12 protein-coding genes are annotated in these 17,027 nt (G+C 71.3%); 2 read left to right on the forward strand and 10 right to left on the reverse strand.

The window, feature by feature from the left end; genetic code table 11:
- Window positions 1-43: 43 nt before the first annotated feature.
- The 9 genes from PUR53_RS27360 to PUR53_RS27400 all read right to left on the reverse strand — a co-directional run bounded on the left by PUR53_RS27360 (window position 44) and on the right by PUR53_RS27400 (window position 11,458).
- A complete protein-coding gene (locus PUR53_RS27360) occupies window positions 44-1,624 on the reverse strand; it encodes an NCS1 family nucleobase:cation symporter-1 (protein WP_329895797.1) in 1,581 nt (526 codons plus the stop codon).
- Between the two features lie 270 nt (window positions 1,625-1,894).
- Window positions 1,895-2,914, reverse strand: coding sequence for a TIGR03842 family LLM class F420-dependent oxidoreductase (locus PUR53_RS27365; RefSeq protein ID WP_329895798.1), 1,020 nt, complete (start codon window positions 2,912-2,914; stop codon window positions 1,895-1,897).
- Between the two features lie 11 nt (window positions 2,915-2,925).
- Window positions 2,926-4,329 carry a dihydropyrimidinase gene (hydA, locus tag PUR53_RS27370; RefSeq protein ID WP_329895799.1) on the reverse strand — a complete coding sequence of 468 codons (1,404 nt, stop codon included), beginning with the start codon at window positions 4,327-4,329 and terminating at the stop codon, window positions 2,926-2,928.
- A gap of 103 nt (window positions 4,330-4,432) precedes the next feature.
- Complete coding sequence (locus tag PUR53_RS27375) at window positions 4,433-5,275, reverse strand: nitrilase-related carbon-nitrogen hydrolase (protein WP_329895800.1); 843 nt, start codon at window positions 5,273-5,275, stop codon at window positions 4,433-4,435.
- 155 nt (window positions 5,276-5,430) lie between these two features.
- Window positions 5,431-6,996 carry a PucR family transcriptional regulator gene (locus PUR53_RS27380; RefSeq protein WP_329895801.1) on the reverse strand — a complete coding sequence of 522 codons (1,566 nt, stop codon included), beginning with the start codon at window positions 6,994-6,996 and terminating at the stop codon, window positions 5,431-5,433.
- Window positions 6,997-7,044: 48 nt separating this feature from the next.
- Window positions 7,045-8,331, reverse strand: a complete 1,287-nt coding sequence (locus PUR53_RS27385; protein ID WP_239758425.1) for an aspartate aminotransferase family protein — start codon at window positions 8,329-8,331, stop codon at window positions 7,045-7,047.
- A gap of 92 nt (window positions 8,332-8,423) precedes the next feature.
- Window positions 8,424-9,266 (reverse strand): nitrilase-related carbon-nitrogen hydrolase, encoded by an 843-nt coding sequence (locus PUR53_RS27390; RefSeq protein ID WP_319238185.1) that lies wholly within the window; start codon window positions 9,264-9,266, stop codon window positions 8,424-8,426.
- Between the two features lie 248 nt (window positions 9,267-9,514).
- Window positions 9,515-11,068, reverse strand: coding sequence for a hypothetical protein (locus tag PUR53_RS27395; RefSeq protein ID WP_329909977.1), 1,554 nt, complete (start codon window positions 11,066-11,068; stop codon window positions 9,515-9,517).
- A 117-nt stretch (window positions 11,069-11,185) separates the two neighbouring features.
- The gene (locus PUR53_RS27400) at window positions 11,186-11,458 is read right to left on the reverse strand and encodes a helix-turn-helix domain-containing protein (protein ID WP_329909979.1); all 273 of its coding nucleotides are present in this window, start codon (window positions 11,456-11,458) and stop codon (window positions 11,186-11,188) included.
- 73 nt (window positions 11,459-11,531) lie between these two features.
- On the opposite strand from PUR53_RS27400, the gene map reads away from it, so the two are divergent.
- Both map and PUR53_RS27410 read left to right on the forward strand, forming a co-directional pair.
- Window positions 11,532-12,317 (forward strand): type I methionyl aminopeptidase, encoded by a 786-nt coding sequence (map, locus tag PUR53_RS27405; protein ID WP_329895804.1) that lies wholly within the window; start codon window positions 11,532-11,534, stop codon window positions 12,315-12,317.
- Between the two features lie 278 nt (window positions 12,318-12,595).
- Window positions 12,596-15,190, forward strand: coding sequence for an ATP-dependent Clp protease ATP-binding subunit (locus PUR53_RS27410; RefSeq protein ID WP_329909981.1), 2,595 nt, complete (start codon window positions 12,596-12,598; stop codon window positions 15,188-15,190).
- Here the strand turns inward: PUR53_RS27410 and ggt are convergent.
- Window positions 15,183-16,988 (reverse strand): gamma-glutamyltransferase, encoded by a 1,806-nt coding sequence (gene ggt / locus PUR53_RS27415; RefSeq protein WP_329895806.1) that lies wholly within the window; start codon window positions 16,986-16,988, stop codon window positions 15,183-15,185. The two genes, PUR53_RS27410 and ggt, sit on opposite strands and share 8 nt — an antisense overlap.
- Between the last annotated feature and the right edge of the window lie 39 nt (window positions 16,989-17,027).

The following is a 17,027-nucleotide window of genomic DNA, read 5'->3' on the forward strand; positions in this document are numbered from 1 at the left end:
GACGGGGCAGATCACGGCCGGGTGAGATCACGGCCGGGTGAGATCACGGCCGGGGCAGACGGTCACCCGCTCCTTCGGTCCGGATCCTCTCCCGCTCGCCGGCCATCAGCACCACGTACAGCAGCATCGCCGCGCCCAGGCCCACCGCCCAGCCGTAGTCGGCGAGCGGCTTGAGGAACGGGATCAGGCCGTCGTGCGGGAACGGTCCCGAGGACACGCCGTCCTCGGAGACGGTCGAGTACGAACCGCCGACCGCGAGGACACCGCCGACCACGAAGGCCGCTATCGCCCGCCAGTTCCAGCCGGAGGAGTACCAGTAGCGCCCGCCCGGCGTGTACAGGTCCGCCAGGTGCAGGACGGTACGGCGGACGATCCAGTAGTCGGCGATGAGGATGCCGGCGACGGTGCCGAGCAGACCGCCGACCACGCCGAGCCAGGTGAAGATGTAGAACTCGGGCGTGGAGATCAGCTTCCACGGGAAGATCAGGATGCCGACGACACCCGTGATGAGCGCGCCCGTACGGAAGTTGATGAGCTTCGGGGCGAGGTTCGCCAGGTCGTACGCCGGTGAGACCACGTTCGCCGCGATGTTCACGGAGATGGTGGCGACCAGCACGGTGATCAGGGCGAAGAGGAGCCCGAAGACGTTGTCTGCCTTGGCGGCCAGCGTGACCGGGTCCCAGATGGCCTCGCCGTAGACGACCTCGGAGCCGGAGGTGACCAGCACGGCGAGGATCGCGAAGAGCGTCATCGTGGTCGGCAGACCGAGGGACTGCCCCCAGGTCTGCGCCTTCTGACTGGCGCCGAACCGGGTGAAGTCAGGGATGTTCAGGGACAAAGTGGCCCAGAAGCCGATCATTCCCATCAGCGACGGGAAGAACACCGGCCAGAAGTCGGGGCCCCAGCCGAGCTTGGAGGGCTGGTCGAGCAGGGCGCCGAAGCCGTCGGCCTTGACGGCGATCCAGATCAGCAGCACGAGTGCGCCGACGATCACGAACGGCGCGGCCCAGTTCTCGAAGTGCCGCAGGAAGTCCATGCCGCGGTAGATGATCGCTATCTGCAACGCCCAGAAGAGGATGAAGCAGAGCCACAGCGGCCAGGGGTTGCCCGCGATCTTCCCCGCGTTCTCCCACTCACCGCCGGTGAGCTTGGAGCCGAGCGCGAATATCCCGGAGCCGCCGATCCAGGTCTGGATGCCGAACCAGCCGCAGGCCACGGCCGCCCGGATCATCGCCGGGATGTTGGCGCCCCGCAAACCGAAGGAGGCGCGGGCCAGCACCGGGAAGGGGATGCCGTACTTGGGTCCGGCGTGCCCGGTGGCCAGCATCGGCAGCAGCACGATGACATTGGCCAGGGCGATGGTGAAGACGGCCTGCTTCCAGTCCATGCCGAGGGCGACCAGGCCGGAGGCCAGGGTCCAGCTGGGGATGCAGTGGGCCATGGAGATCCACAGCGCCGCGAAGTTGTACGTCGTCCACTTGCGCTCGGAGACGGGTACGGGGCGCAGGTCCTCGTTGGCGAAGGGGCTGTCGGCGGGGAAGGCCCCGGGCGCCAGCTCTATCCGCCCGGACGGGTCGGCGGACTGGGCTGTCGGCGTCGACCCCGTGGGTGCTATGTCGGTCATGGGCAGGCCAATCAGGGGAGGCGGGACGGGAAGAAAGGCCGTGCGGAGGCCTTGGGCCCCTCCCCTCCGGGACGGCGGAGGGGAGGGAGACAAGGTGTGGGGGGTCTGGAGCGGACGGGGACCTTGCGGGACCGGAGCCTTGTGGGACCGGAGCCTTGTGGGACCGGAGCCTTGTGGGACCGGATGGTTGCGGCACCGGGGTCTGAGCGGCCGATTCCGTTCGTCGAGTGGCCGGATTCTTGCAGTCGGCAGGGCGTTCCGGGAAGCGGGTCAGCCGTTGACCGCCGGGATGACCGTCGAGCCGTACACGTCGATCACCCTCTCCTGGGCGTCGTGCATGTCGTAGACGGCGAACTGGTCCACGCCGAGCGCCCGCAGCGCGTTCAGCTTCTCGATGTGCATGGCGGGGGTGCCGATGACACAGAAGCGGTCCACGATCTCGTCGGGCACGAACTGGGTGTCGGGGTTGTCGGCGCGCCCGTGGTGGGAGTAGTCGTACCCCTCGCGCGCCTTGATGTAGTCCGTCAGCTCCTCCGGTACGGCCGCGGAGTGCTCCCCGTACTTGGACACCAGGTCGGCGACGTGGTTGCCGACCATCCCGCCGAACCAGCGGCACTGCTCCCGGGCGTGCGCCAGCGCCTCGGGCGAGTCGTCCTCGGTGACGTACGCGGGGGCGGCCACGCAGATCTTCACCTCGGACGGATCGCGCCCGGCGGCCACGGCCGCGTCCTTGACCGCCTTGACCATGTACTCGGTGAGGTAGAGGTCGGAGAGCTGGAGGATGAAGCCGTCGGCCTCCTCACCGGTCATCTTCAGGGCCTTGGGGCCGTACGCGGCCATCCAGACCGGGAGTTCGGCGCCGGGCTTGATCCACGGGAAGCTGATGACCGTGCCGCCGAGGTCGGCCTCTCCCCCGCTGCCCAGGGAGCGGATGACCTTCATCGCCTCGCTGATCCGGGCCAGCGTGTTGGGCTTGCGGCCCGCGACCCGCATCGCCGAGTCGCCGCGGCCGATGCCGCAGACCGTGCGGTTGCCGAACATGTCGTTGAGCGTGGCGAAGGTCGAGGCGGTGACCTCCCAGGTGCGGGTGCCCGGGTTGGTGACCATGGGGCCGACCGTCAGTTTCGTCGTGCTGGACAGGATCTGGCTGTAGATGACGAACGGCTCCTGCCAAAGGACGGCGGAGTCGAAGGTCCAGCCGTACGTGAAGCCGTTGTCCTCGGCGCGCTTCATCAGCTCGATGACGCGCGAGGCCGGTGGGTCGGTCTGCAGGACGAGTCCGAAGTCCATGTGCTCCGCTCCTAGTTGAGGTACTGACAGGTGGAGCGGGGGGTGTAGACACCGTGCCCCGCGTGCCCGGTGTACTCCCGCTCGGTGATGACGGGTACGCCGCGCGAGAGGACCGTCTCGACCCGGCCGGTGGTGCGCTTGCCCTCGTACGCCGAGTAGTCGACGTTCATGTGGTGCGTCTCGACGGACATGACCTGCTCGGCGTGCGGGTCGTAGATCACGATGTCGGCGTCCGCGCCCGGCGCGATCGTGCCCTTCTTCGGGTACATGCCGAACATCCGGGCCGGGGTCGCGCAGGCGATCTCGATCCAGCGGCGGCGCGAGATGTGCCCGTCGACGACCGCCTGGTGGAGGAGGTCCATCCGGTTCTCGACGCCCGGGAGACCGTTGGGGATCTTGGAGAAGTCACCGCGCCCCAGCTCCTTCTGGCCGACGAAGCAGAAGGGGCAGTGGTCGGTGGAGACCACCTGGAGGTCGTTGGTGCGCAGCCCCTGCCACAGCTTGGCCTGGTGTTCGCGCGGCCTCAGGGGGGTGCTGCACACGTACTTGGAGCCCTCGAAGTCCGGCTCGGCGAGGTTGTCCGTGGACAGGAACAGATACTGCGGGCACGTCTCGCCGAAGACCGGGAGCCCCTCGTCACGCGCGCGTGCCAGCTCGGCCACTGCCTCCATGGCCGAGACGTGCACGACGTACAGGGGGGCGCCGGCGACCTGGGCGAGCTTGATGGCGCGGTGGGTGGCCTCGGCTTCGAGCAGGGCCTTGCGGACCTCGCCGTGGTAGCGGGGGTCGGTCTCGCCGCGGGCCAGGGCCTGTTCGACGAGGACGTCGATCGCGATGCCGTTCTCCGCGTGCATCATGATCAGGCCGCCGTTCTCGGCGGAGCGCTGCATGGCGCGCAGGATCTGACCGTCGTCGCTGTAGAAGACGCCGGGGTAGGCCATGAACTGCTTGAAGGAGGTGACGCCCTCCTGCACCAGCAGGTCCATCTCCTTGAGCGTGTCCTGGTTCACGTCGGAGACGATCATGTGGAAGCCGTAGTCGATCGCGCAGTTGCCCTCCGCCTTGGCGTGCCAGGCGTCGAGGCCCTCGCGCAGGGTGTGGCCGACGCTCTGCACGGCGAAGTCGACGATCGTGGTCGTGCCGCCCCAGGCGGCGGCGCGGGTCCCGGTCTCGAAGGTGTCGGAGGCGGAGGTGCCGCCGAAGGGGAGTTCCATGTGGGTGTGGGCGTCGACACCGCCCGGGATGACGTACTTGCCGGTGGCGTCGAGGGTGCGGTCCGCTGTCCAGGCGTCGGCGGTGGGGGTGCCACTTGCCGCGAGGGCGGCGACTCGGCCGTCCTCGATCAGGACGTCGGCGTGCAGTTCGTCTGATGCGGTGATCACGAGACCGCCGCGGATCAGAGTACGGCCGCTCATTCGGTCACGCTCCGTTCGGTTGTCGGGACAGTGCCGGTCGTTCGTGGCTGGTCGCGCAGTTCCCCGCGCCCCTAAAAGATCCAGGGGCGCGGGTCAAGCGTTGCTACGGCGCCGTCAGCGGGCCGTACGCGTCCGGGCGGCGGTCGCGGAAGAACTGCCAGCGGTCGCGGACCTCGCGGAGCTTGGCCAGGTCCAGGTCGCGGACGACGAGTTCGGTCTCCTTGTCGCTGGCCACCTCGCCGACGAACTGGGCCTCGGGGTCCACGAAGTAGGAGGTGCCGTAGAAGTCGTTGTCGCCGAGTTCCTCGACGCCGACCCGGTTGATGGCACCGATGAAGTACTCGTTGGCGACGGCCGACGCCGGCTGCTCCAGCTGCCAGAGGTAGCGGGACAGGCCGCGCGAGGTGGCCGAGGGGTTGAAGACGATCTCGGCGCCGCCGAGGCCCAGGGCGCGCCAGCCCTCCGGGAAGTGCCGGTCGTAGCAGATGTAGACGCCGATCTTGCCGACGGCGGTGTCGAAGACGGGCCAGCCCGCGTTGCCGGGGCGGAAGTAGAACTTCTCCCAGAATCCGGGGACTTGGGGGATGTGGTGCTTGCGGTACTTGCCGAGGTACTTGCCGTCCGAGTCGATCACGGCGGCGGTGTTGTAGAGGACGCCCGGCTGCTCCTCCTCGTACATCGGCAGTACGAGGACCAGGCCGAGTTCCTTGGCGAGCGCCTGGAAGCGCTTGACGATGGGGCCGTCGGGGATCGCTTCCGCGTACTCGTAGAACGCCTTGTCCTGGACCTGGCAGAAGTAGGGCCCGTAGAACAGCTCCTGGAAGCACAGCACTTGAGCGCCCTGGGCGGCCGCGTCGCGGGCCGCCTGCTCGTGGACCTGGATCATCGACTCCTTGTCGCCGGTCCAGGCCGTCTGGAAGATGGCTGCGCGGATGACTCTGCTCATCGGGACCTCCGGTCACTCGGTGTGCAGCGAGCGTAGGAAGCCCGGAGATCGGGTTTGAGTTGCACGGTGTCACGTCTGCGGGCGTTCTCCGTTCCACCGTGTCACCCCTTCGTGGGCGCATGTTTCACCGCCGTTTTCGCAGGTCCCGGCATGTTTCAGCCCTGTTGCGCGTCGTGGGCGAGGAGGGCGATGTGGACGGAGGCGGCCTGTTCGAAGTCGTCGAGGTCCACCCCGAGGCGGGCCTCTATGGCCTCCAGCCGCCGGTACAGCGCGGGCCTGCTGACGTGGTGCAGCTGGGCGGTGTGCGACTTGTTGCGGCCGGTCGCCAGATAGGTCCGCAGGACGGGCAGCAGATCCTGCTCGGCGTGCCCGTCGCCGCACAGCAGACCGTCCAACTCCCGTTCGGCGAAGGCCTGGACGTGCGGATCGTCGCGCAACAGCCGAATCAGACCACGCAGATGGACGTCGCGGAGGCGTACGACGACGGGAAGGTCGAGCCCGGTCGCGGCCGACTGGGCGACGGCGTCCGCCACATGCCGTGCCTCCCGCAGTCCGCCCGGCACGTCCTCCCACGTGGTCCGCGCCTCGGCGGCGGCCACGACCGTCCGGCCCACCCCGGACTCGGACCGCAGCCGGGTCGCGAAGTGCGCGGTGAGCGCGGCCGCGTCCTGGTCCCGGGCCAGGCTGAGAAGCACGGCGGTGGCCCCCTCCGCCAGTTCGGCTACCAGCCCCGGCAGCCCCAACATCCTCAGGACACGGTCGAGTTGGGTGGCATCACCGTCGCGTACGACGAGCGGCACGAAGGTACGGCGGTTGACGGGCAGCCCTGCCGCCCGCGCTCTCGGCAGGAGTTGACGGGCCGGGACGACGCCGGAGACGAGGTCCGTCAGGAGGCTCTGCGCGGACTGCTCCTCCCAGCTGTGCGCCGCGCCCCCGAGCATGCGGTGCAGGACGAGCGCCTCGGCGGCCCGGTCCGCGAGCAGCCGCCCGGTGGCGATGTCGCCCCGGTGGCCGCAGAGCACGATCTGGCCCCAGCGTTCGCCGCGTCCGCCCAGTTCGGCCCGGATCCAGCCGTCGACCTGGTTGCCGCCGGCCTGGCGGGAGATCCGTTCCCAGTCCCGCAGCACGTCGTCGACCGCCGACCGCTCCCCGGCCGTGGCGAGGACACGGTGGGCGAGGTTGGTGACGACGAGCGGACAGCCCGCATGGTGGGCGATCTCGTCGAGGAGCCGTTGCAGCGGGGCACCGGCGGTGATGAGCCCGGTCAGGGCCGTGCGGACGGCCTCCGACAGGCTCACGGCCGCGAACTTCCGCCGCACCAGCCGGGACTGGACCTCCTCGGTGAGTTCGGCGAACGGGAACGGGCGGTGCAGCACCACCATGGGCAGTCCGCACCGCTCCGCCGCCCGGCGCATCACCTCGGGCGGCGTCGGGAAGGCCCGACCGAGACCGAGGACCACCGCGGCGGCCTCGGCCCGGTACAGCGAGCGGATGTACTCGGCCTGGGCCTCCTCGTCGCCGGCGAGCAGGACCCCGGTGGTGAGGACCATCTCGCCGCCGCTGAGCATCACGCCCACGTCGGGCGCCTCGGCCACGTGCACCCAGCGCACGGGCCGGTCGAGCTGACCGGCCCCGGCCACCACCTCGGGCTCCCCGGCGAGGACCCGGTCCAGGGCGAGGACCTGGCGTACCGACAGGGCGGGTTCCAAGGCGGTGGTCATGGCGCTGGGTTCCTTACATCTGTCGCATCACATCTGGTGCGTGCGGCGTTACTGGATGCTCCTCAGAGCCCGTTCGAGGGCTTCGGCGCCCTCCTCGGCCTCGGCGACGGTCAGCGACAGCGGGGGCGCGATGCGCAGCGCGCTGGTGTTGTGGCCGCCGCCCTTGCCGATCAGCAGGCCCTCCCGGCGGGCGGCCTCGAGGACCGCCGACGCGGCCTCGGGGTTGGCCTCGTCGGTGCCGGGCTTCACCAGCTCGATGCCGATCATGAGGCCCCGCCCCCGCACCTCCTTCACCGCCGGGATCTGCGCGGTGATCGCCCGCAGCCGCTCGATGAGCAGCCCGCCGACGCGGCGCGCGTTGCCCTGGAGGTCGTGCTCGACCAGGTAGTTCAGGTTGGCGAGGCCGGCGGCCATGGTGATCTGGGTGCCGCCGAAGGTCGAGATCGAGTTGCTGTCCAGGCAGTTCATGACCTCGGACCGGGCGACGACGCCCCCGATGGACATGCCGTTGCCGATGCCCTTGGCGAAGGTGAGGATGTCCGGCGGCCCGTTCTGCCCGTGTGCCTGCCAGCCCCAGAAGTTGTCGCCGGTGCGGCCCCAGCCCGTCTGCACCTCGTCGGCGATCCACAGCACGCCGTGCCGCTGCAGCACCTCACGGAACGCGGCGTACAGCCCGTCGGGCGGTGAGGTGAAGCCGCCGACCCCCTGGATCGGCTCGGCGATCAGCGCGGCCGGCGGACGGCCGTGGCCGAGCAGGTCCTCCAGGTCGGCGACGCAGGCGGTGATGAAGTCGGCGTCGCTGAGGTCCGCGTACGGACCCCGGGTCCGGACACCGCCGTGCACGTACAGCGTCTGCAGCGGGGAGAGGGAGGTCGGGGACCAGCCCTTGTTGCCGGTGATGCCGACCGCGCTGAAGGAGCGGCCGTGGTAGCTGTTGCGCATCGCCAGGATCTGGTTGCTGCGCCGGTACGTCGTGGCCAGCATCAACGCGGTGTCGTTGGCCTCGGTGCCGGAGGTGGTGAAGAAGACGCGGGCGTCCGGGATGCCGGACATCTGCGCGATCCGCTCGGCGAGTTCGACCATCGGCCGGTTGAGGTAGAGCGTCGAGGAGTGGATGATCCGCCCGGCCTGCTCGCTCACCGCCTTGGTGACCTCGGGGAGCGCGTGCGCCGTCATCGTGGTGAGGATGCCGCCGAAGAAGTCGAGGTACTTCGTGCCGGCGGCGTCCCAGACGTGGCGGCCCTCGCCGTGGGTGATCTCCAGCGGGTCCGCGTAGTAGAGCGCGAGCCAGTCGGGCAGTACGGCCTTGTGGCGTCCGAGCAGTTCGTCGGTCACGGCTGCACCACTCCTTTCACTGCGGTACGGGTTCTGCGAGTGTCACGGCTGTACGTGCCCATGTCAGGGCGGTACGAGTCCTCCCCGGGCGATCACGGCTGCACGAGCCCTTCGTACGCGTCGGGCCGGCGGTCCCGGTAGAACGCCCACTGCTGACGTACCGCCTCGACCAGGTCGAAGTCCAGGTCCCGTACGACGAGTTCCTCGTCCTGGTCGCTCGCGACCTCGCCGACGAACTGGCCGCGGGGGTCGACGAAGTAGGACGTGCCGTAGAAGTCGTTGTCCCCGTACTCCTCGACGCCCACCCGGTTGATCGCGGCGACGAAGTACTCGTTGGCCACGGCTGCCGCCGGCTGCTCCAGCTGCCACAGGTGGGAGGACAGACCCCGGTGCGTGGCGGACGGGTTGTAGACGAGCTGGGCGCCGTTCAGGCCGAGCTGGCGCCAGCCCTCCGGGAAGTGGCGGTCGTAGCAGATGTAGACGCCGACCTTGCCGACGGCCGTCTCGAAGACCGGCCAGCCGAGGTTCCCGGGCTTGAAGTAGTACTTCTCCCAGAACCCCTTGACCTGGGGGATGTGGTGCTTGCGGTACTTGCCGAGGTAGGTGCCGTCGGCGTCGATGACCGCCGCGGTGTTGTAGTAGAACCCGGACTGCTCGACCTCGAAGACCGGGACGACGATCACCATGCCGGTCTCGCGGGCCAGCTCCCGCATCCGGGTCACCGTCGGGCCGTCGGGGACCGGTTCCGCCCAGGCGTAGTGCTCGGGTTCCTGGACCTGGCAGAAGTAGGGCGCGTTGAAGACTTCCTGGAAGCCGATCACCTTCGCGCCCTGCCGGGCCGCCTCGCGGGCGTGCTCGATGTGCTTGTCGACCATGGACGCGGTGTCGCCGGTCCAGGTCGCCTGGACCAGGGCGGCGCGTACGACGTTGGCCATGTCAGGTGCTCCTTCGACAGCGACCTCAGCGAGCCTCTACGCCCGTAGAAGCAGGCCGTAGAGGCTTGAAAGTAAGCCCCGTCGACGGGCTGGGCAAGACCATCGTCGTCAACCGGCCGAGTCGATCACGTTTCGCACTCCAGTGGGCGATTACACCCGCGTTTCGCACCTGGAACCGGTCGTACCACCGCCGACGGGGCCGGGCTACCGACGGGTGGGGCGGGGGTGGCGGGCGGGGCCGGGTGGGGTCAGGTGAGGCCCTGGACTCGTAGGGCGTGCGCGACATCCCGGTGCCGGTCCTCCGAGACACCGCGCGCCGCCGCCAGGACGAGGGGCGCGAGTCGTCGGGGGTCGGCCTCCGCGCTGCTGGCCGCCTCCTCCGGCGTACGCACGCGCACGTACACGTCGAGCAGCGCACGCGCCTCCCGTTCACGCCCCTCCGCGACGAACCCGAGCACCGCGTCGCCGATCTCCTCGGCGGGCCGCGTGACGCCCTGCCGCAGCATCTGCTCCCCGTCCGCCGCGCGACCGACCGCGTTGAGGGCGTCGGCGACCGCGACCAGCCGGTCGGCGGGCAACGAGCCTGCCTCCCACAGCAGGGTCGCCCAGTCGGCGCCCAGCCCCGCGCGGTGCAACTCGGCCGCGAGCAGCGGGAAACGGGCGGCGGGCCCGTGCGCGACCTCCACGAGGAGGGCGTGCGCCTCCCCACTGCGGCTCTCGCGGCGAAGCCGCACCAGCCGCTCCACGGTTCCGGCGACCTCCCGCCGCGCCTCGTCGTCCAGGGCCTCCCGCGCCTGCGGCTGCTTGGGCACCACCGCCTGGGCCGGCTCCGCGACTCCGGCGTACCGGGCGCCCCGGGGAGCACGCCCCTTGCGACCCCCGCTCGGCGCGGCCTTGGGCACGGCCACGGGCGCGGCCTCCTCGGCCTCCGCCGCCCCGGCGAACCGGGCACCCCCTCGGGGACGGCGCTTGGAACGCTGTTTGGTCGGAACGGGCGCGGCGGCGGGGGCGGCGGATTCCGGGGGGTCTTGGCGTTCGGGTTGGGGTTGGGGTTCGGGTTCGGGTTCGGTGTCGAGGGTGGGGGTGGCGGTCGAGGCGGGCGCTACGTGGGCTCGCCGGGGTTCGTCGGGGCCCGGAAAGGCGGCGTCGCTCTCCGGGTGACGGCCGTCCGAGGCGCGTCCGGCGGGGCGGGTCGCCGGACCGCCCTCGCGCTCCCCGGACCCTGGCACCCGGCGCACCTCCCCGAAGGCATCCCCCGCGACGCCCCCCGCGCCCCGCACGGGGTGGTGCGGGGCGCGGCGGTCGGCGTCCTCGATGCGGGTGCGCAGTTCCGTGCAGCGGGCGGTGGCGCGCTCGTGGTCGTCGTGGGCCCAGGCCAGGTCGAGACGGAGGGAGTCGGCCTCCTCCCGGCTGGTCGCGGCCTGGAGCCTGTGGGTCAGTTCGGCGGTGCGATCGGCGGCGTAGCGCTGTTCGCGGAGCATGACGTCGAGCCGGTCGCCGAGGGCGTCACGGCCACCGGGCCGGGAGTCGTACGCGGCGAGCGAGGCACGGTGCAGCGCGCGGGCCCGCTCGGTCTCCTGGGCCGCCGCGGCGGGTCCGTACGCGGTGTGGAGGTCGTGCATGAGCGCTTCCACGACATCCCAGGGCGGCACCTCCAGGCCGTCGAGGCAGGCGCGCATGCCGTCGGGATCACGCTGCCAGAAGACGGCGCACCAGCCGCCGCCCTGGTCGAGCTTGCTCATCAGCCTGTTCAGGTATCCCGCGAACTCCCGCACCTGACCCGGGAGTTGATCCACAGCCATCGCATGCTCCCCGGCAGACTGGAGTGCTCCGGTCCGAAAGAAAACACCAGTTGTGTTACAGCAGCGCTACGTGAAGTTTTCAGAGTGGACGCAGTGTCGCCGGAGGGCGGGCCCGTCTCAGGCCACCACAGTCGTCGGCGCGACGGCAGCCGGGCCGCACCGCGTCACGAGGTCGTCCATCGACAGGCCCAGCGTGCGGGCGAGGGCGGCGATCGTGAAGAAGGCCGGGGTGGGGGCACGGCCGGTCTCGATCTTCCGGAGGGTCTCCGCGGAGATGCCCGCGCCGGCGGCGATCTCCGCCATGCTGCGACCGCCACGGGCATCACGCAGCAACCGGCCGAGCCGCTCGCCGCGTTCGCGCTCTTCGGGGGTCAGAGGGGTGCGCACCATGACCCCATTCTAATACCGACCCTCCCCGGTGGACCGGTATTAGAATTGGATGCCGAGCGGTATAGTAATTGGCATGGTGGAACTGAAGACGGATGAGTCGATCGAGGCGATGTACGAGACCGGGCAGGTCGTGGGCCAGGCGCTCACGGCCGTGCGGGACGCCGCCGACGTGGGCGTCTCCCTGCTCGAACTGGACGAGCTGGCTCACGAGGTGCTGCGGAAGGCGGGTGCCACCTCACCCTTCCTGGGCTACCACCCCTCGTTCGCGCCCACGCCCTTCCCCGCCGTGCTCTGCGCCTCCGTGAACGACGCGATCGTGCACGGCATCCCCACGTCGTACCGGCTGCGCGACGGAGACCTCGTCTCCCTCGACTTCGGCGCGCAACTGGGCGGCTGGGCCGGGGACTCGGCGATCAGCTTCGTGGTGGGCACCCCGCGCACGGCCGACCTCCGGCTCGTCGAGACGGCCGAACGCGCCCTCGCGGCGGGCATCGGGGCGGCCGTCGTCGGCAACCGCATCGGCGACATCGCGCACGCGATCGGCACGGTGTGCCGGTCCGCCGGGTACGGCATCCCCGACGGGTTCGGCGGGCACGGCATCGGGCGCAGGATGCACGAGGACCCGGGGGTGCCGAACGAGGGGCGCCCCGGGCGAGGCATGAAGCTGCGGCACGGGATGGTCCTGGCGATCGAGCCGATGCTGATCGGCGGGGGGACGGACGGGTACCACGCGGCCCCGGACGGCTGGACCCTGTGCACGAACGACGGCTCCCGGGCGGCGCACGCGGAGCACACGGTGGCCATCACGGAGGCGGGGCCGCGGGTGCTGACCTCTCGGGCGGCGTTCGAGCGGGGCTGAGCTGTGGCCGGTTGTCCGGGTGCGGGTGGGTGGGGGGTTGCTCGCGCAGTTCCCCGCGCCCCTGAAAAGCAGGGGCTGCGCCCCGTGCTTTTCAGGCCCGCAGGGCCGTGGTCTTTCAGGCCCGCAGGGGCCTGATGCTTTTAGGGGCGCGGGGAACTGCACGAGAAGCCCCACCCACCCGCAGCCGCCAACGAACCCCGCACCCACCCCCACCCCCCGGCGACAAACCTCACCGCCCCCTCGGTGTATCCCCCCGCCACACGGGAACCCGGCGACGAATGAACAGCGGATTCCCGGGGCCGCAGGGCTACGGTCCGGACCCCTTCACTGAGTTCTTCGCCCGTTTCTTCGGCGGCCCACGCCCGCAGCGGATCGAGATCGGCCGGCTCATGAGCGGCCAGGCCCGCCAACTGGTGGCCGACGCCGCGGCGTACGCCGCGCGACACGGCAGCAGCGACCTGGACACCCAGCACCTGCTGCGCGCCGCGCTGACCGCCGAGCCGACCCGAAGTCTGGTGGCCCGCGCGGGCGCCGACCCCGACGCGCTGGCCGGCGCGATCGACGAGCGGTCGGGCCCGGAGCGGCACAAGCCGGGCCAGGGCCCGGCGCCCGCGTCGCTCGCGCTGACCCCGGCGGTCAAGCGTGCGCTGCTGGACGCGCACGAGTTGGCCCGGGTCACCGGCTCCGGCCACATCGGCCCCGAACACGTCCTCAGCGCCCTCGCCGCCAACCCGGACTCGGCCGCCGGACATATCCTCGGCGCCGCGCAGCTGTCGGCCGGCGCGCTGCCGCCGGACGCGGCGGACCCGTCGGCGCCGACCCCGCCCGTGGGGATCCCCCTGTCCGGGTACCCGCGCTCCGACCTGCCGCGCCGTACCGGCACCGCCACCCCGACCCTCGACAAGTACGGCCGCGACCTGACGGACCTCGCCCTCCAGGGCCGTATCGACCCGGTCATCGGCCGGGAGGCGGAGATCGAGCAGACCGTCGAGGTGCTCTCCCGGCGCGGCAAGAACAACCCGGTGCTGATCGGTGAGGCGGGCGTCGGCAAGACCGCGATCGTGGAAGGGCTGGCCCAGCGCATCGCCGACGGCGAGGTGCCCGATGTGCTGGCCGGGCGCCGGGTGGTCGCCCTGGACCTGTCCGGCGTGGTCGCCGGGACCCGTTATCGGGGCGACTTCGAGGAGCGGCTCACCGGCATCATCGACGAGATCCGCGCGCACTCCGCCGAACTGGTCGTCTTCATCGACGAGTTGCACACCGTCGTGGGCGCCGGCTCGGGCGAGGGCAGCGCGATGGACGCCGGCGACATCCTCAAGCCGGCCCTGGCGCGCGGCGAGCTGAACATCGTCGGGGCGACGACGCTGGAGGAGTACCGGCGGATCGAGCGGGACGCGGCGCTGGCCCGCCGGTTCCAGCCGGTGCTGGTCCCCGAACCGGACAGCGGTGACGCCCTGGAGATCCTGCGCGGGCTGCGCGACCGGTACGAGGCCCACCACCAGGTCCGCTACACCGACGAGGCACTGGTGGCCGCCGTGGAGCTGTCCGACCGGTATCTCACCGACCGCCGGTTGCCCGACAAGGCCATCGACCTGATGGACCAGGCCGGGGCCCGGGTCCGGCTGCGGGCCCGGACGAAGGGCACGGACGTACGGGCCCTGGAGCGGGAGATCGAGCAGCTGACCCGGGACAAGGACCAGGCCGTCACGGGTGAGCGGTACGAGCAGGCGACGCGGTTGCGGGACCGGATCGGAGAGCTGCGGCAGCGGATCGACGCGGGGCGCGACGAGACGCGGGCCGACGACGGGCAGAGCCTGGAGATCGGTCCCGAGGACATCGCCGAGGTCGTCTCCCGGCAGACCGGCATCCCCGTCAGCAGCCTCACCCAGGAGGAACGGGAACGGCTGCTGGGGCTCGCGGAGCGACTGCGTCGGCGGGTCGTCGGACAGGACGAGGCGGTGAGCGTGGTGGCGGACGCCGTGCTGCGTTCCCGCGCCGGGCTCGCCAGTCCGGAACGGCCGATCGGCAGTTTCCTGTTCCTGGGTCCGACCGGCGTCGGCAAGACCGAGCTGGCCCGCGCGCTGGCGGAGGCCCTCTTCGGCAGCGAGGACCGGATGGTGCGGCTCGACATGAGCGAGTACCAGGAACGGCACACGGTCAGCCGGCTGGTGGGCGCCCCGCCCGGCTATGTCGGGCACGAGGAGGCGGGTCAGCTGACCGAGACCGTACGACGCCACCCGTACTCGCTGCTGTTGCTGGACGAGGTGGAGAAGGCCCACCCGGACGTCTTCAACCTGCTGCTCCAGGTCCTCGACGACGGCCGGCTCACCGACGCGCAGGGCCGCACGGTCGACTTCACCAACGCCGTGATCGTGATGACGAGCAACCTGGGCTCGGACGCCATCGGCCGGGGCGGGGCCGGACTGGGTTTCTCGGCGGGCGGCGCCGAGGCGGACGAGGAGGACCGGCGGGAGCGGATCCTGCGGCCGCTGCGGGAGCACTTCCGGCCCGAGTTCCTCAACCGCATCGACGAGATCGTCGTCTTCCGCCGGCTCGGCGACGACCAACTGCGGCGGATCACCGATCTGTTGCTGGAGGGGACGCGGCTGCGGCTGCGCGCGCGGGGCGTCACGATCGAGTTCGACGAGCAGGCCGTCGACCATCTCGCCCGCCACGGCCACCAGCCCGAGTACGGCGCCCGGCCGCTGCGCCGCACGATCCAGCGGGAGGTCGACAACCCGCTGTCCCGGCTGCTGCTCGACGGGCGACTGCCGTCCGGCAGCCGGGTGGTGGCGGAGGTGGAGGACGGGCGGCTGGCGTTCCGTACGATGCCGCCGCCCGCCTCCGTAAGCGCTACCGGGGGCGCTACCTGACGGGGTGCACGACCATCGCCGCGCCGCCCCCGCGCCGTACGGTCTCGGCGGCGGCCAGCCACTTGCCGTTCGGCAGACGCTGGACGGCGGTGGCTGCGCCGATCTCCGGGTTCTGCCGGAAGCCGTGTCCGATGGCTTCGAGCCGCGCCTTCAACGGGCTGTTCCACAGGCCCGGTTCGAGTTCGGTGGTGGCCTGGTTGCGCTGACTGGCGCGCGGCGCGGCGATCGCGTCGACCAGCGGCAGGCCCCGGTCGAGGAAACCGGTCAGGGTCTGCAGCACGGTCGTGATGATGGTCGCGCCGCCGGGTGAGCCGAGCGCCACCACGGGCTTGCCGTGCTGGTCGAGCACGATCGTCGGGGACATCGACGAGCGCGGCCGCTTGCCCGGTCCCGGCAGGTTGGGGTCGTGCACGGCGGGGTTCGCCGGGGTGAAGGAGAAGTCCGTCAGCTCGTTGTTGAGCAGGAAGCCCCGGCCCGGCACGGTGATGCCGCTGCCGCCGGTCTGCTCGATGGTGAGGGTGTAGGAGACGACGTTGCCCCACTTGTCGGCGACCGTGAGATGGGTCGTGCTGTCGCCCTCGTACGTCGTCGGCGCCGCCGTGCCGCCGGTCGCGCAGGGCGCCGGGTTACGCGGGTCGCCCGGTGCGACGGGGCTGGTGAGGACCGCGTCGTCCTTGATCAGGCACTCACGGGAGTCGGCGAACCGCTGCGAGAGCAGTTCCTTCGTCGGTACGTCCTCGAAGGCGGGGTCGCCGACCCAGCGGCCCCGGTCGGCGAACGCGATGCGGCTCGCCTCGATGTAGCGGTGCAGGTACTGGACGTCGCTCGCCTTCGTGAGGTCGGTCCGCTCCAGGATGTTGAGCGCCTCGGCGACCGTGGTGCCGCCGGAGGAGGAGGGCGCCATCCCGTAGACGTCGAGTCCACGGTACGACGCCTTGGTCGGGGCCTGGCGCTTGGTGCGGTACCGGGCGAGGTCGGCCGCCGTCAGGTCGCCGGGCCGGGCGTTGTATCCCGAGGCCGGGTCCACCGGCGGCTTGTTGACCGTGTCGACGATGTCCCGGGCGATCCCGCCCCGGTAGAGCGCGCCCACTCCCTTGCGGCCCAACTCGGCGTAGGTGCGCGCCAGATCGGGGTTCTTCAGGGTCGAGCCGACCACCGGCAGCCGGCCGCCGGGGAGGTAGAGGTCGACCGTGGCCGGGAAGTTGCGGAACCGGGCCTCGTTGGAGGCGGTCTGGGCGCGGAAGGTCTCGTCGACCACGAACCCGTCGCGGGCGAGCTTCTCGGCGGGCTTCAGCAGCCTGCCGAGGGGCTTGCTTCCCCAGCTCTTCAGCGCGGTCTGCCAGGTGGCGGGGGTGCCGGGGGTGCCGACGCTCAGCCCGCTGGTGACGGCCTCCGCGAACGGGATCGGCTGCCCGTTCTCCAGGAAGAGGTCCTCGCCGGCGCTCAGGGGGGCGGTCTCGCGGCCGTCGACGGTGTGCACCGTACGGGACTTGGCGTCGTAGTAGACGAAGTAGCCGCCTCCGCCGATGCCGGCCGAGTAGGGCTCGGTGACGCCGAGCGCGGCGGCCGTGGCGACCGCGGCGTCCACCGCGTTGCCGCCCTTGCGGAGCACCTCGATGCCGGCGGCCGAGGCGTCCGGGTCGACGCTGGAGACGGCGCCGCCGTAGCCGACGGCGACCGGGCTCTTCGTGGGGGTGTCCGTCGCGGCGGAGGTCGGCGGGGCCGCCCCCACCGACACCACGGCGGACGTCGCCGCCAGGACAGCCAGTTTCCGCGCGACAGGACGACGCAGACGCATCCGTACCTCCAGTCAAGGACCGTCCGCGCAGACTAACGC

Origin of the sequence: Streptomyces sp. SP18BB07 (assembly GCF_036322545.1) — a bacterium.
Classification (GTDB): Bacteria; Actinomycetota; Actinomycetes; order Streptomycetales; family Streptomycetaceae; genus Streptomyces; species Streptomyces deccanensis.

Bases quoted from the DNA above. Each gene is read 5' to 3' on its own strand.
- hydA (WP_329895799.1), bottom strand. From the start codon at position 4,329: ATGAGCGGCCGTACTCTGATCCGCGGCGGTCTCGTGATCACCGCATCA.
- PUR53_RS27390 (WP_319238185.1), bottom strand. From the start codon at position 9,266: ATGGCCAACGTCGTACGCGCCGCCCTGGTCCAGGCGACCTGGACCGGC.
- PUR53_RS27360 (WP_329895797.1), bottom strand. From the start codon at position 1,624: ATGACCGACATAGCACCCACGGGGTCGACGCCGACAGCCCAGTCCGCC.
- PUR53_RS27395 (WP_329909977.1), bottom strand. From the start codon at position 11,068: ATGGCTGTGGATCAACTCCCGGGTCAGGTGCGGGAGTTCGCGGGATAC.
- PUR53_RS27400 (WP_329909979.1), bottom strand. From the start codon at position 11,458: ATGGTGCGCACCCCTCTGACCCCCGAAGAGCGCGAACGCGGCGAGCGG.
- PUR53_RS27380 (WP_329895801.1), bottom strand. From the start codon at position 6,996: ATGACCACCGCCTTGGAACCCGCCCTGTCGGTACGCCAGGTCCTCGCC.
- PUR53_RS27365 (WP_329895798.1), bottom strand. From the start codon at position 2,914: ATGGACTTCGGACTCGTCCTGCAGACCGACCCACCGGCCTCGCGCGTC.
- PUR53_RS27410 (WP_329909981.1), top strand. From the start codon at position 12,596: ATGAACAGCGGATTCCCGGGGCCGCAGGGCTACGGTCCGGACCCCTTC.
- PUR53_RS27375 (WP_329895800.1), bottom strand. From the start codon at position 5,275: ATGAGCAGAGTCATCCGCGCAGCCATCTTCCAGACGGCCTGGACCGGC.
- ggt (WP_329895806.1), bottom strand. From the start codon at position 16,988: ATGCGTCTGCGTCGTCCTGTCGCGCGGAAACTGGCTGTCCTGGCGGCG.
- map (WP_329895804.1), top strand. From the start codon at position 11,532: ATGGTGGAACTGAAGACGGATGAGTCGATCGAGGCGATGTACGAGACC.